Genomic DNA, 14,120 nt, shown 5'->3' with positions numbered 1-14,120 from the left:
AACCTTGACCTTCGGCTTCACAGATAGTCCACTCGATCAATGCTTGCCTTCGTAATCCAGCGCGTCATTCAATCCGCCCTCGTCCTGTTGGTCGTGGGGCTGGTCGCCTTTTCCATGTTCCGCTTTGTCGGCGACCCCATCGACAACATGCTGGGGCAGGAGCGGACCCAGGCCGACATCGACCGGCTGCGCAGCCAGCTGGGGCTCGACCAGCCGTTCCCGGTGCAATACGTCAAGTTCCTGGGCAACGCGGTGCAGGGCAACTTTGGTGTCAGCTACCGTCAGGGGCGGCCCGTGGCCGACATCCTGCTGGAACGCGCCCCGGCCACGCTGGAGCTTGCGGCGGTGTCCGGCTTTCTTGCCATTCTCATCGGCATCGGGCTGGGCGTCTTTACCGCCATCCGACGAGAAGGCTTTGCCGCCAATGCGATCATGTCGCTATCGCTGATCGGGGTATCGCTGCCGACCTTTTTGATCGGGATATTGCTGATCTACCTGTTTTCGGTCGAGCTGGGGTGGCTGCCCAGTTTCGGGCGCGGCGATACGGTGCGGGTGGGCGGCTGGTCCACCGGGTTTCTCACGGAATCGGGGCTGAAGGCGCTGATCCTGCCGTCGATCACGCTGGGGCTTTATCAGATGACACTGATCATGCGGCTGGTCCGGTCCGAGATGCTGGAGGTGCTGCGACAGGACTACATCCGCTTTGCCCGTGCCCGCGGGCTGCGGGAACGCGCGGTGAACTTTCGCCACGCGCTGAAGAACACGCTGGTCCCGGTGATCACAGTGACCGGCCTGCAACTGGGCAGCATCATCGCCTTTGCCATCATCACCGAAACGGTGTTCCAGTGGCCCGGCGTCGGACTGCTGTTCATCAACGCGATCCAGTTCGTCGATATTCCGGTGATGGCGGCCTACCTGATGCTGATTTCGGTGATGTTCGTGGGCATCAACCTGGTGGTGGACCTTCTTTATTTCTCGATCGACCCGCGCCTGCGGGCGGACCGGACAAAGGCGCACTGATATGACCGATACGCAAATGCCCCCCGACACGCCGATCGCGGTCAAGGACCCCTCGCGCCTCAGCCTCGCGCTGCAGAGCGATTTCGTCTACAAGTTCCGCCGCTCGCCCGTGGCGATAATCAGCTTTGCCGTGGTGACGATCATGGTGCTGGCGTCCGTCTTTGCGCCGCTGGTTGCGCCTTACAATCCATTCGATCCCTCGTCGCTGAACCTGATGAACGGCTTTTCCCGGCCGATGACGCCCAACGCGTTCACCGGGGACACCTTTTGGCTGGGCACCGACGATCAGGGGCGCGATGTGTTCTCGACTATTCTCTATGGGTTGCGCATTTCGCTTTTCGTGGGGGCGGCGGCGGTGTTGTTTGCCATGGTGCTTGGCATCACGCTGGGGCTGATTGCGGGCTATGTCGGCGGCTGGACCGAGACGATCATCATGCGCATCGCTGACGTTCAGCTGACCTTTCCGGCCATTCTGGTGGCCATGCTGATCTTTGGCATCGCCAAGGGGATCACCCCGGTCGAATACCGCGACCAGATGGCGATCTGGGTGCTGATCATCGCCATCGGGCTGAGCGACTGGGTGCAGTTCGCGCGTGTGGTGCGGGGTGCGACGCTGGTGGAGAAGAACAAGGAATACGTGCAGGCCGCGCGGCTGATCGGGCGGCGGTCGCCCGCGATCATGGTGCGGCACATCCTGCCGAACGTGCTGTCGCCGGTGCTGGTGATTGCCACGATTTCGCTGGCGCTGGCGATCATTGCCGAGGCGACGCTGAGCTTTCTCGGCGTCGGCGCCCCGCCCACGCAGCCGTCGCTGGGCACGCTGATCCGGATCGGGCAGGGGTTCCTGTTCTCGGGCGAATGGTGGATCCTGCTGTTTCCCGCCGTGACGCTGCTGGCGCTGGCCTTGTCGGTGAACCTGCTGGGCGACTGGCTGCGCGACGCGCTGAACCCGAGATTGCGGTAAGGTATGAGCTTGGTCGAGATCCTGCAGCCCTTTCTGCTGCCGGTGGTGGTCGGCGCTGTGGGCTATGCCTCTTTCGAGGCGCGCCGCTACTTTGAGACGCGGTGTCGGCGGCTGAGGCTGCTGGTGGCGTTTTACGACGGGCGGTTCGAAAGCCTGCGCGTCGAGCGCAAGAAGTCCGCGATCGAACAGTTCTTCATTGCCGGAAAATATGCCGCCGATACGGCAGATGTCGCCTTTACCGTGGTTGATGGGTATCTCAGGGAAAAGGGCTATCCGATGCGCCTGCCGAAGCCGGATAGCGCACCACCTCAGCAGGTGGAAGCATCACGCCAGGCTGACGCCGCACCGGCCTTGACCAGGGCCGATTCAGACGATGACGATGGGAGGACCAAAACGCATGATTGACACCTTTTTCTGTCTGCCTTGCAATGTATGCCCGCCTGATGGTGAGATCAATTGACCCAACCCATCCTTTCCATTCGTGACCTCACGGTCGAAATCCCCACGCGCCACGGCATCCTGCGGCCCGTTGACGGGATCAGCTATGACATCGGCCGGGGCGAGGTGCTGGGCATCGTCGGGGAATCCGGCGCGGGAAAGTCCATGGCGGGCAATGCCGTGATCGGTCTGCTGTCGCCGCCCGCGCGGATTGCCAAGGGCGAAATCCACGTCAATGGCACCCGCATCGACCGGCTCAAGGGCGACGGCATCCGCCGCCTGCGGGGCAAGGAAATCGGGATGGTGTTTCAGGACCCGCTGACGTCGCTCAACCCGCTGCTGCGCATCGGGGATCAGTTGACGGAAACGATTCTGGCCCATCTCGACGTGTCGCGGGCGGAGGCGGAAAGGCGCGCGGTCGCGGCGCTGGACGAAGTGGGTATTCCCGGCGCGCGGGACCGGATCAATTCCTATCCGCATGAATTCTCCGGCGGGATGCGGCAACGGGTTGTGATCGCGCTGGCGCTTTGTGCCGAGCCGTCGCTGATCATCGCGGATGAGCCGACAACCGCGCTGGATGTGTCGGTTCAGGCACAGATCATTTCCCTGCTCAAAGCGCTGTGCCGCGACCGGGGCACGGCGGTCATGCTGATCACCCACGACATGGGTGTCATCGCCGAGGCGGCGGACCGTGTCGCGGTGATGTACGCGGGCAAGCTGGCCGAGCTTGGCCCGGTGCGTGACGTGCTGAGCACGCCGCGCCATCCCTATACCGACGGGTTGATGGGGTCGACGCCGCTGGCCTCGCGCGGGAAGGCACGGCTGCACCAGATCCCCGGTGCCATGCCCCGGCTGGATGCGCTGCCATCGGGCTGCGCCTTTCATCCGCGCTGCCCCTATGCGCAGGACAAATGCAGTGCCGATCCCGGCCCGACCCTGGCGGATGGGAACGGCGCTGCCTGCTGGTTCCCGCTGCCCCATGACGCAAAGGTGGCATGATGGCCCTGGTATCGGTTGCAAACCTGACACGCATCTTCGACGTGTCCAAACCCTGGCTCAACCGGGTGATCGAACGCCGGGAAAAGGCATTTCTGACCGCCGTCAGCGATGTCAGCTTCGACATCGAGGAACGCAGCGTCTATGCGCTGGTCGGCGAAAGCGGGTCGGGAAAATCCACCATCGGGAAAATCCTCGTGGGGCTGATGCCGCCCACCGAAGGGTCGGTCAAGATCCGTGACGTGGATCTGGCCCGCGAACGCGATGCCGCCCGCGTCGATGCGGTGCGCGCCGATATTCAGATGATTTTCCAAGACCCTTATGCCTCGCTCAATCCGCGGTGGCGGGTGCGAGACATCATCGTCGAACCCGTCGCGGCGCGGGGCGGGCAGACCAAGGGTCTGGCGGAGAAGCTGCTGGAACAGGTCGGGCTGTCGGCCCGCGACGCGGGCAAGTTCCCGCATGAATTCTCGGGCGGGCAACGCCAGCGCATCTGCATCGCCCGCGCGCTGGCGTCAGAGCCCAAGCTGATCGTCTGTGACGAGCCGACATCGGCGCTGGATGTCTCGGTGCAGGCGCAGGTGCTGAACCTGATGAGCGACCTCAAGGACGATCTGGGGCTGACCTATCTGTTCATCAGCCACGATCTGACCGTGGTGCAGCATATTTCCGACAAGGTCGGCGTGCTATACTTGGGCAGGCTGGTGGAAGAGGCGGCACCCGACGAATTGTTCGACGATCCCAAGCATCCCTATACCCAGATGTTGCTGGAGGCCGCGCCAAAGCTGGGCGAATTCGGCCGCGAGGTCGACCCGCCCAAGGGCGAAATCCCCGATCCGATCAACCCGCCGCCGGGTTGCGCGTACCACCCGCGCTGCCCGCTGGCGCAGGATATCTGCCGCAAGGAACGCCCCGAAATGCGCGGTCTGCGCGGCGCGCGGGTCGCTTGCCACATGGCTGAATAGAGACCGGAAACCGGGTCAGTACCATTTCGCCAGCGGCGGCAGGCTCATCAACACGGCATCGGGATCGTGCCCGGTTTCCAGGCCGAACTTGGTGCCGCGGTCGTAGACGAGGTTGTATTCCGCATAGAGCCCCCGGTGGCGCAATTGCGTGTCCTTGTCCGCCTCGTCCCACGGCGTTTCGCGGCGTTGGTCCACCAGCGGGACAAAGGCGGGCAGGAATGCCGCGCCCACGTCCTGTGTCAGCCTGAAATCCGCATCCCAGTCGCCGGTGTTGCGGTCGTCATAGAAGATGCCGCCGACCCCGCGCGCCCGCTTGCGGTGGGGAATGTAGAAATACGTGTCTGCCCAGGCCTTCAGTTCGTCATAAAGAGCTTCGCCATGCGGGTCGCAGGCGCGTTTCATCTCGGCATGGAAATGGGCGGTGTCCGCGTCGTATTCGATACAGGGGTTCAGGTCGGCACCGCCGCCGAACCACCAGGCGTGCGGCGTCCAGAACATGCGGGTGTTCATGTGAACGGCGGGGGCATGCGGGTTCTGCATATGCGCAACCAGGCTGATGCCGGAGGCCCAGAAGCGCGGATCTTCCTTCATGCCGGGCAGGCCCTTGCGGGCGGCCATCGCCGCCTGTGCCCGTTCGCCCAGAGTGCCGTATACGGTCGAGATGTTGACGCCGACCTTTTCGAACACGCGGCCCCCGCGCATGACGCTCATCTCGCCACCGCCTGCGTCCGAGCCGTCATCGGCGGTGCGGCTTGTGGCGCGGACCTCGAAGGTGCCGGGCGGGGTGTCCCCCGGCTGGCGCGCCTCCAGCGCGTGAAAGGCGCGCACGATCTCGTCCCGCAGCTGGCGGAACCAGTGCGCGGCCTGCGTCTTTCGGGCGTCGAAGTCGTCTGTCATGGGGTTCTTTCCTGGTCCGTTTTTTCCTGAGTATCCCGTCATGGCGGACGAGAAAACCGCTAACGTCGCAGCCGGGTGCGCGGCGGGGCAGGGCAGGCCCCGGCCCGTCGCCGCTGTAACGTGTGTTTTTCAAGTGCTTAGCGTCCGTGCCTCCCCTGTTGAGGGGAGTGAACAGGGCGACAATTTGGCCAAGAAGGATACCTGCCGTATCGGGGATGCGGCGGTGTGAGTTGGCGGCGGACCGACGCTTGGTGAATGGGGGTAAACTGTGCTTTTTTCCGATCTCCCGGCTGTCGGGAACCGTCGCCCGGGCTTTGGGGTCCGCTTGTGAGCTTTGCCTGGCCCTTTCGGCTGACCCGAAGTGTCGCTGTGATCTGCACGCTTTGCCTGCTGCTGGCTGGCGCGCCGTTGCGTGCGCAGCAGTCCCTGGAGGACACCTGGCTGACCGCCGTGGGGTTCGTGCAGGCGGGCGAGCCCGGTCGGGCACTGCCGCTGATCGAAAGGCTGGTCTCGGCCCGGCCGCGCAACAAGAAATACCGCTTTGAACTGGCGTTGGCGCTGTTCCGGCTGGGCCGCGACGGGCGGGCGAAGTTTCACCTGGAACAGCTGCGTGGGGCGGATCTGACCCCGCAGGAGCGTCAGGTCATCAATCGCATGATCGGTGCGATCGACGCCCGGCGGGTCTGGTCAGGCTATTTCGGCCTGAACATCCGGCCCGAATCGAACGGGACAAAGCAGACCGAGGACCGCGTGCTGGTGATTGGCGGGCTGCCCCTGACGCTGGACGAAACGGCCATCGGCAAGGCGACGGTCAGCACCATCGTCACCACCGGGCTTACCTTTGCCCCCGAGATCGGTGAAGGTATGAAGGCGCGGCTTTCGCTGGATGCCTATCTGAAGCACAATTCCGAGGTCGCCCTGCGGGACTATATCCTGACCGGGCGGACCGGTCTGTCCTATACCACGCCGCAACAGCGGTATTGGGATGGCGGGCTGTTGCTGGGCACACGGCGGGCGGCCGACAGGCCCTATTCCGAAACGGTGGGGCTGTATCTGAACCATGCGCGGCGGGTGGGCAACGCGGGCACCCTGCGGCTGGGGGGAGAGGTGTCGCGCACGTTCCGCAGGCGCGGGCTGGCAGACATTGACCGCATGTTCCTGTCCGTCGGCTATACCCATGCCGTCGGGGGCAATGCGCAGCTGTCCTTTACCGGCTTCGTGGAAAGGAATGACTCCGCTCAATTGACCACAGATGGCTTGCGCCGGGGCCTGAACCTCAGCGGTCTCTACGCCTTTGACGGAGGGCTGATGACCAGCCTGACCCTGCGTGGCGAGATGGACGACCGCACCGGGGTAAGCCGCCTGTTCGGGGCGGCCCGCAGCGACCGCAAGCTGGCGGCAGACCTGCGGGTCTATCACCGCGATTTCCGCATCGGCAGCTTTGCCCCCGAGATCCAGTTCGGGATCGAGCGGAACAGATCGAACATTCCGCTGGCGGACTACACCAACCGCTATCTGTCCATTGGTCTGACGCGCAAGTTTTAGGCCAAATAAATGTTGTCTTTTCATCTATTTAACATAACGATAAGCGGCAATGTTCCGCGCGTAACCAAAGTGGTTCGCCGGTTCGCTTGAAATCCGGCGCCTCAGGTTCGCCCCGCGAGAGACTCGATCTATGACCAGATTCCTGACCGGTTTGTCCCCCACGGCCATCATGCTGTCCGCCGCTGTGATCGCGGTCATTTTGTCCGCCTCCGCGGTGTTGATGGCGATCGACCGTCCCTATCTGGATCTGCCCGGCGGGGCCGTGCCGACAGTCGTCGGCGACGTGGCGCTGGAAGAGACCGACCTGATCAGCGAACCCGACTACCTGGCCACTTATCCCCGGATGACCGCGTTTTTCGAACGCCAGGACCTGATCGTGGCGGAGCTGGACAGGCCGGAGGTGCGCGTCACCTACACCACCGCAGGTGGCGCGACCGAAACTGCGGTCTTTGAACCCCGTCCACGCGAGATCGCCGATCTGCCCTTTGCCTTCTGGTTCCAGCAGGGCGTCGCCATCCTGGCGCTGCTGGTGGCGGGGTGGGTTCTGGCGCTGAGGCGCGAGGACTGGGGCGCGCGCATGTTTGTTCTGACCGGGATTTTCGTACCGGTCTTTGCGCTGGCGGCATCCGTCTATTCGACCCGCCAGATCGCACTGCCGGGCGACACCTTCAAACTGCTGTCGCAGATCAACCACTTCGGCGCGGGGTCCTTCGGTATCGCGCTGGTGGGACTGTTCCTGATGTACCCCAAGCCGTTGTTCCATCCGCGCTGGCTGCTGGTGCCGCTGGTGATCTTCGGCGCCGGGATCGTGCTGGACCTGGCCTATGTCGGGACCGATGTCTGGTTGAATCTGGTGGTGCCGACGGAGACGCTGGTCGCCCTCGTCTTTGCGGTGGTGCAATGGTGGCGGTCCCGGCGCGACCCGCTCAGCCGGGCGGGGCTGCGCTGGTTCTTTTTGTTTTCGATGGTGGGGGTGTCGCTGTTCGTGTCGCTCTCGGTGCTGCCACCCGCGCTGGGGATCGCGACCGAAGGTTTCGTGCCCCAGGCCTATGCCTTTGGCTTTTTCAACCTGATGCACATCGGGCTGGCGCTGGGGATCATCCGCTGGCGCGTTTTCGACCTGGACCGCTATGCCTATTACGTCTGGGTCTGGCTGGCCGGTGCGGTGCTGATCTTTGCGACCGATCTGGTGCTGCTGCTGTGGCTGCGTGAACAGCCCTGGGCGTCGCTGGCACTGGCGCTGCTGATCGGGGGGTTCCTGTACTTTCCGCTGCGCCAGCTGCTGCTTGTGCGCCTGTTCGGATCGCGCACGCCGCAGGTATCGGCCATGATACCCGAGGTGATCGACGTGGCGCTCGCCCCGACGCAGCGGTTGCAGAACGAGCGATGGGACGCGTTGCTGCAGGAAACCTTCGCCCCCGCCGCGCAGGTCGAGGTTATGGACGACGCGCCGGACACGCCCAGGATTGCCGAGAACGGCGTGGCGCTGCTGCTGCCCGCGCTGACGGGGATCGAAGGGCGCAGGTTGCGCTACGCATCGGGCGGGCGGCGGTTGTTCGGGACGGATGATATAGAGGCGGCGGCGATGCTGACGCGGATGCACGGCGTGGTGCGCGAAAGCCATCTGGCCTACGAGCGCGGCGTGAACGTGGAGCGTGACCGGATCAGCCGGGACGTGCACGACAACATCGGCGCGCAACTGCTCAGCGCGTTGCACGCCGCGGAAGGCGCGCGCAAGGATGGCCTGCTGCGCGACACGCTTACCGACCTGCGCCAGATCATCAGCGACGGCTTCCGGACGAACTACAAGCTGTCGGACACCACCGCCGATGTCCGCGCCGAGATGGCCGACCGGCTGGAGGTGCACGACATTGCCCTGAACTGGCCTGCCGCTTCGCTTGAGGATCTGGCGACCGTGGCCGAGACGCAGGTGCCTTTCCTGATGGTCAACACCCTGCGGTCGCTGACCCGAGAGGTGACGAGCAATATCATCAAGCACGCCAGCGCCACCGAAGTGACGGTCAATCTCACCTTATCAGAGGATATGTTGCATCTGGAATTCCTTGATAATGGCACCGGGTTCGAAACGGTGGATGTGCAAAGGGGGTCGGGGCTCGACAATATGGAAGAACGTGTGAGAACCATCGGCGGCACGATCCGCTTTCGCCGGATGCCGAGAGGCATGAGCACCGAAGTCAGCCTGCCGCTTGACGTGTATTCACGTTCCGAAATGGCTGAGGCGGCGATGTGATCGACAGGATACTCATCGTTGAGGATGTTGCCCAAAGCCGGGCCTTCATGACCGGCATATTGATCAACATTTTTCCCAAGGCCGAAATACTGGAAGCCCCCGACATGCGCTCGGCTTTTGGTCTGTGCGAGCGGCATCAATTCGATCTGGCGCTGGTGGACCTGCAACTGCCCGACGGTGACGGTTACGGCGTGCTGCGCAAGCTGGATCAGACGCAGGATGCGGTGACCGCCATCGTGACCACCGCCATGGGCAGCGACAGCGCCATCGTCGCGGCCTTGTCCGCCGGGGCGCAGGGGTATCTGCTGAAGAGCGACCCGCCCGAGCTGATCGCCAGCCATCTGCGGCAGATCCCCAACGGTACGCCACCGCTGTCGCCCGCCATCGCCCGGCGGGTGATGGACCACTTCCGGCAGACCGGGCCCAATGTGGACGACAACGCCTCGCTGACCCGGCGCGAAGCCGAGGTGCTGTCTTTGGTCGGGCGCGGGCTGCGGGTGTCGGACGTGGCGGGCGCGCTGGAACTGGCGCCAAGCACGGTGTCGAGTCACGTCAAGTCGATCTACCGCAAGCTCAACATCTCAAGCCGTGCAGAGGCCGCCTACCAGGCCGCGCGCCTGGGCCTGCTGACGGACGAACGGCCGCGATGACGGGTCGTGTCGTCGCCTGAACGGGCTGGCCGGAGGGCGCGGGTTTTTCCCGATGCGCGGGGTCGGCCATTATTCTGACCCCGAATTGCGCAAGACGGTCATGGTACAACGGCACCGGTTCCGTCATGATGCGGGTCATCCGCCACAGCAAAGGATACCACATGGCCCCCTCCGACATCCTGGCCGAAGTGCTGCTGCCCACGCAGGAGCTGCGCAATGACCTGCCGTTCTATACCAAGACATTGGGCATGCGGCTGGAGACCATTTTTCCGGCCGACGACCCGAGCGTTGCCAGCTTTTCCGGTCATGGGCTGCGGGTGCGGATCGAAAAGGGTGCGGATGTCCCGCCGGGCCGGTTGCGGATCCTGACGGACGCCCCCGACGACTTTGCCGAGGGACAGCGCCGTCTGACCGCGCCCAACGGCACGATCATCGACGTGGTGCCGTTGTCGCCCGCGGTGGAGCAGCCTGTCACCCAGCACGAATTCGCTGTTCGCCGCCTGCGGGACGAGGCGCCCTGGGTCATCGGGCGTGCGGGCATGCATTACCGGGATCTGATCCCGACGCGGTTGGGCGGGTCGATCATCGCCAGCCACATCCGCATTCCCGATGGCGGCCCGGTCCCGGACATGGTGCATTATCACACCGTCGGGTTTCAGCTGATCTTTTGCTACAAGGGGTGGGTCGATGTCCTGTACGAGGATCAGGGCGACGTGATCCGCCTGCATGCGGGCGATTGCGTGACCCAGCCGCCGGGCATACGCCACCGCGTGATGCATGCCTCTGCCGAGATCGAGGTGATCGAGATCGGCGTGCCTGCCGAACATGTGACCACGATCGACCACGATTTCACCCTGCCCAACGGCAAGGGCGACCCGAGCCGCGAATGGGACGGCCAGCGGTTCGTGCACCATGTCAAGGAAGGGGCCGTCTGGCAGCCTTTCCGCATTCCGGGGTTCACCGCCCGCGATACCGGCATCACCGCCGGGACCAAGGGTGTCGCGGGGATCCAGGTGGTCCGACCCGATGGCGGCACCCCGGTTCCTGCGAAACACGACGCCGATATCCACTTTACCTTCGTGATGGAGGGAACGATGACGCTTGCCGCCGAAGGGCAGGGGGACCGCGACCTGCAACCGGGCGACGCCTTTGTCATTCCGCCGGGCATGGTATCGCAGTACCGGGACTGTTCAGACGATCTGGAATTGCTGGAGGTCGCGCTGCGCGGGGATTTCGACACCACCCTGGTCTGACCCTAGGTCGACATTGAATGTCAACACGACCTAGCAGCCTCACGGTAAATTGCGGGGCGGGCGTTGACTTCTGCGCTGCAGAAAGTATGTAACCCATATAATAAGACAAACTTAGTATATGGGGCTTCCATGCCTTCGAAAATCGACCCGGAGTCGCCGGGTTTCCTTGTCAGCACCACCGCGCGGCTGATGCGCGGTGCATTCGAACGCGAAATCGAACGGGCGCAGATCGGCGTCACGGCGGGCGAAGCACGGGTGTTGGCGCATATGTCCGTCTGCGGCGGCATGCGCCAGAACATCCTGGCCGACCGGCTGGGCTGCGCCCCGATGAGCGTGTCCGCCTTTCTGGACCGGCTTGAACGCGCCGGTTTGATCGAACGCGGGCCCGACCCGGACGACAGACGTGCCAAGATCGTGCGGCTGACAGCTGCCGCCGGGCCCATCCTGACGCAGATACAACTGGCCGGAGAAGAGGCGCGCAAGGCCGCCTTTGCCGGGGTGCGCCCCGAGGATTTCGAGGTTTTCCGGGCTGTCTGCCTGCAGCTGCGCGCCAATCTCGAAGAACCCCGCGGTGCCCGCGCGGCAGCGGAGGTGGCGCAATGAGCACCGCACCCCTCATGACCGAAAGCCGCGTCAGCTTTATCGGGGCGATGCTGGTGGCGATCGGGCCGGTTTCCATGGCGCTGTACACGCCCGCGATGACCGACCTCGTGGCGGCCTTCGGTTCTACAGAGTCGGTCATCAAGCTGACCCTGACGCTTTACTTCGGCGGCTTCGCCTGTGCGCAGCTCATCGCCGGACCGCTGTCGGACGCGCTGGGGCGGCGGCCCGTGACCATCGGGTTTCTCCTGCTTTACTGCGCGGCGAGCGTGCTGGCCATGCTCGCCCCGACGGTCGAGGTGCTGATTTTCGCCCGTTTCGCCCAAGGCATCGGCGCCTCTGTCGGTGTTGCGGTGTCGCGTGCGCTGGTGCGCGATCTTTTCACGGATGAGAAATCATCGCGGATCATGAACCTGATCGGGATCATTCTGGCCCTTGGCCCGGCGCTGTCGCCGACCATCGGCGGGCTGATGCTACTGGCTTTCGGGTGGCGTTCGCTCTTTGTGGTGATGACGGTGATCGGTTTTGCCGCGATCATCACCGTGTATATCTTCATGAAGGAAACCGTACAGCGCGACCTGTCGCGGCTGAATCTGGGAGAGCTGGGCCGCAGCTACCGCATGTTGCTGGGCAATCGGCAGTTCCTGACCGCTGCCGCCGTGATCGGCGGGGCGCTGGGGGCCATTTATGCGCAGGCGACTTTTCTGCCCTTCATCCTGATCGACACGGTGGGTCTGACGCCGCAGCAATTCGGGCTGGCGATGCTGGCGCAGTCCGGCAGCTTCTTCACCGCTTCGCTGCTGATGCGCTGGCTGATGAACCGCCACAGTGCCAAGAAGCTGGTGCCGGTCGGGCTGGTGCTGATCGCGCTAGGCGCCGCGGGCACATCGACCCTGCTGATATGGCCGCCGAGCTTCCTGCACGTCATGATCCCGGTGGCCGTCTATGCCTTTGGGATCGCCTTTGTCATGCCGGATATGTCCACGGCGGCGCTGGCCCCCTTCCAGCGCGAGGCAGGGGCGGCGGCGGCGCTGCTGGGGTTCATCCAGATGGGCTCGGGCCTGTTGGTGGGGACGTTGGGTGCTTTCCTGGGCGATGCCGTCATGGCGATGGGGCTGCTGATCCCCGCGATGGGCGTCTGCGCCTGTCTTGCCTATTACCTTCACCGCCGGACCGAGATCGTCATCCCGCCGCAGCCCAACGCCACCGCTGGTGGCGGGCGGGGGCCGGCCGCGCCGCCAGCGCCGGTGGCCGGGCCGCAACGCTGATCGGGAACCTGTCTTGCCGCATTGCTGCGAAGCGGTTCGTGTATCATAAGACATCCATCATTCTGCCTGACAGGACCCACGACCATGCCCAAGCCTCTTCCTTCGCGGCTGCTGTTCCCGCTGTTTATGATGCTGGCCGTCGCGGCCTTTCCTCTTGCGGCACAGCAGCAGGGCCGACCGCCCCCGGCGGTGACTGTGCAGACCATGCAGCCGCAGACCGTGACCCTGACCACCACGCTGCCCGGACGGGTCGTGGCCGCGGCGATGGCCGAGGTCCGTCCGCAGGTCGCGGGCATCGTCACCGACCGGCTGTTTCAGGAAGGGGGCCGGGTGGAGGCGGGCGATGTGCTTTATACCATCGACCCGGCCAGCTACGCGGCGGCGGTCGCCCAGGCCGAAGCGGCGGTTGCCCAGGCGCAGGCGCAACTGAACGCCGCGCAGAAGGAAGAGGTCCGCCAGCAGGAGCTTGCCTCGCGCAATGTGTCCAGCACCGCGGCGCTGGACCAGGCGGTGGCGGCGCGTGACACGGCGGCGGCGGGTCTGCAGGCGGCCCACGCCCAGTTGAACGCGGCTGAGATCGAGCTGGACCGGACCAACATCCGGGCGCGACTGTCGGGCGAGATCGGGCGGTCGCTGACCAGTCAGGGCGCGCTGGTGACGGCCAGTCAGGCCAACCCTATGGCCGTGATCCGCAACATCGACAGCGTCTATGTGGATGTGACCCAGTCCGCCGCCGAGATCATCGAATGGCGCCGGGGCAATCTGGGCGAACGCATGGGCGACGCCATGCTTGAGGTCAGCCTGACGCTGGCCGACGGCAGCGTCTATGACCAGAAGGGCCGGTTGACCGCGGCGGAGCCCGACGTGAACGAGCAGACCGGCGTGGTGGTTCTGCGCATGTCCTTCGACAATCCCGACAAGCTGCTGCTGCCCGGCATGTACGTCCAGGTCGAGATGCCGACGCGTGCCGTCGAGGGTGCCTTCCTCGTCCCGCAGGAGGCGGTCACACGCAACCGCCGGGGCCAGCCGCTGGCGATGGTTGTCGGCCCCGACAACGTGGTCGAGGCGCGGCCCCTGACCGTGCTTCAGGACAGGGGGGCCGAATGGGTGGTCAGCGACGGTCTGGCCGAGGGCGACAGGATCGTCGTCGCGGGGCTGCAACAGGCCAGCCCCGGCGCCACCGTCACCCCGGACGAACCGGCGGGTGGTGATGCGGCGGCGCAGGAACAGCCTGCCGCGTCCGACGCGGCGGCAGCGCCCTCCGAATAGTCAG

The 14,120-nt window shown here is 64.7% G+C and carries 13 protein-coding genes; 12 read left to right on the top strand and 1 reads right to left on the bottom strand.

Going from position 1 to position 14,120, the window contains the following annotated elements; genetic code table 11:
• Nucleotides 1–39: 39 nt before the first annotated feature.
• The 5 genes from FIU94_RS18220 to FIU94_RS18200 are packed head-to-tail and all read left to right on the top strand — an operon-like array spanning nt 40 to nt 4,383.
• Nucleotides 40–1,020 carry an ABC transporter permease gene (locus FIU94_RS18220; protein WP_152467253.1) on the top strand — a complete coding sequence of 327 codons (981 nt, stop codon included), beginning with the start codon at nt 40–42 and terminating at the stop codon, nt 1,018–1,020.
• A 1-nt stretch (nt 1,021) separates the two neighbouring features.
• Entirely contained in the window at nt 1,022–1,984 is a 963-nt protein-coding gene (locus tag FIU94_RS18215) for an ABC transporter permease (protein ID WP_152467252.1), read from the top strand.
• A 3-nt stretch (nt 1,985–1,987) separates the two neighbouring features.
• The gene (locus FIU94_RS18210) at nt 1,988–2,389 is read left to right on the top strand and encodes a hypothetical protein (RefSeq protein WP_152467251.1); all 402 of its coding nucleotides are present in this window, start codon (nt 1,988–1,990) and stop codon (nt 2,387–2,389) included.
• 51 nt (nt 2,390–2,440) lie between these two features.
• The gene (locus FIU94_RS18205) at nt 2,441–3,421 is read left to right on the top strand and encodes an ABC transporter ATP-binding protein (protein ID WP_152467250.1); all 981 of its coding nucleotides are present in this window, start codon (nt 2,441–2,443) and stop codon (nt 3,419–3,421) included.
• Complete coding sequence (locus FIU94_RS18200) at nt 3,421–4,383, top strand: ABC transporter ATP-binding protein (RefSeq protein ID WP_152467360.1); 963 nt, start codon at nt 3,421–3,423, stop codon at nt 4,381–4,383. Before FIU94_RS18205 ends, FIU94_RS18200 begins: the two co-directional genes overlap by 1 nt.
• Before the next feature lie 15 nt (nt 4,384–4,398).
• On the opposite strand, the gene hemF is transcribed toward FIU94_RS18200, so the two are convergent.
• Nucleotides 4,399–5,280: an oxygen-dependent coproporphyrinogen oxidase gene (gene hemF, locus FIU94_RS18195; RefSeq protein ID WP_152467249.1), complete on the bottom strand. Its 882-nt coding sequence runs from the start codon at nt 5,278–5,280 to the stop codon at nt 4,399–4,401.
• 327 nt (nt 5,281–5,607) lie between these two features.
• Here hemF and FIU94_RS18190 point away from each other — a divergent pair, with 327 nt between their 5' ends.
• The 7 genes from FIU94_RS18190 (at nt 5,608) to FIU94_RS18160 (ending at nt 14,116) form a co-directional block, all read left to right on the top strand.
• Complete coding sequence (locus FIU94_RS18190) at nt 5,608–6,825, top strand: surface lipoprotein assembly modifier (RefSeq protein WP_172975954.1); 1,218 nt, start codon at nt 5,608–5,610, stop codon at nt 6,823–6,825.
• Nucleotides 6,826–6,955: 130 nt separating this feature from the next.
• A complete protein-coding gene (locus tag FIU94_RS18185) occupies nt 6,956–9,076 on the top strand; it encodes an ATP-binding protein (protein WP_152467247.1) in 2,121 nt (706 codons plus the stop codon).
• Nucleotides 9,073–9,726 carry a response regulator gene (locus FIU94_RS18180; protein ID WP_368407151.1) on the top strand — a complete coding sequence of 218 codons (654 nt, stop codon included), beginning with the start codon at nt 9,073–9,075 and terminating at the stop codon, nt 9,724–9,726. Before FIU94_RS18185 ends, FIU94_RS18180 begins: the two co-directional genes overlap by 4 nt.
• Nucleotides 9,727–9,887: 161 nt before the next feature.
• Nucleotides 9,888–10,979 (top strand): cupin domain-containing protein, encoded by a 1,092-nt coding sequence (locus FIU94_RS18175; protein ID WP_152467246.1) that lies wholly within the window; start codon nt 9,888–9,890, stop codon nt 10,977–10,979.
• A gap of 129 nt (nt 10,980–11,108) precedes the next feature.
• Complete coding sequence (locus tag FIU94_RS18170; RefSeq protein ID WP_152467245.1) at nt 11,109–11,582, top strand: MarR family winged helix-turn-helix transcriptional regulator; 474 nt, start codon at nt 11,109–11,111, stop codon at nt 11,580–11,582.
• The gene (locus FIU94_RS18165; protein ID WP_254702689.1) at nt 11,579–12,847 is read left to right on the top strand and encodes a multidrug effflux MFS transporter; all 1,269 of its coding nucleotides are present in this window, start codon (nt 11,579–11,581) and stop codon (nt 12,845–12,847) included. The genes FIU94_RS18170 and FIU94_RS18165 overlap by 4 nt, the downstream gene beginning before the upstream one ends.
• Nucleotides 12,848–12,976: 129 nt before the next feature.
• Nucleotides 12,977–14,116, top strand: coding sequence for an efflux RND transporter periplasmic adaptor subunit (locus FIU94_RS18160; protein WP_152467357.1), 1,140 nt, complete (start codon nt 12,977–12,979; stop codon nt 14,114–14,116).
• The last annotated feature ends 4 nt before the right edge of the window (nt 14,117–14,120 follow it).

Source organism: Sulfitobacter sp. THAF37 (assembly GCF_009363555.1).
In the GTDB taxonomy this organism is placed as follows: Bacteria; Pseudomonadota; Alphaproteobacteria; order Rhodobacterales; family Rhodobacteraceae; genus Sulfitobacter.
The sequence above is the reverse complement of the archived record's forward strand: the minus strand, read 5'-3'. Positions and strand labels throughout refer to the sequence as shown.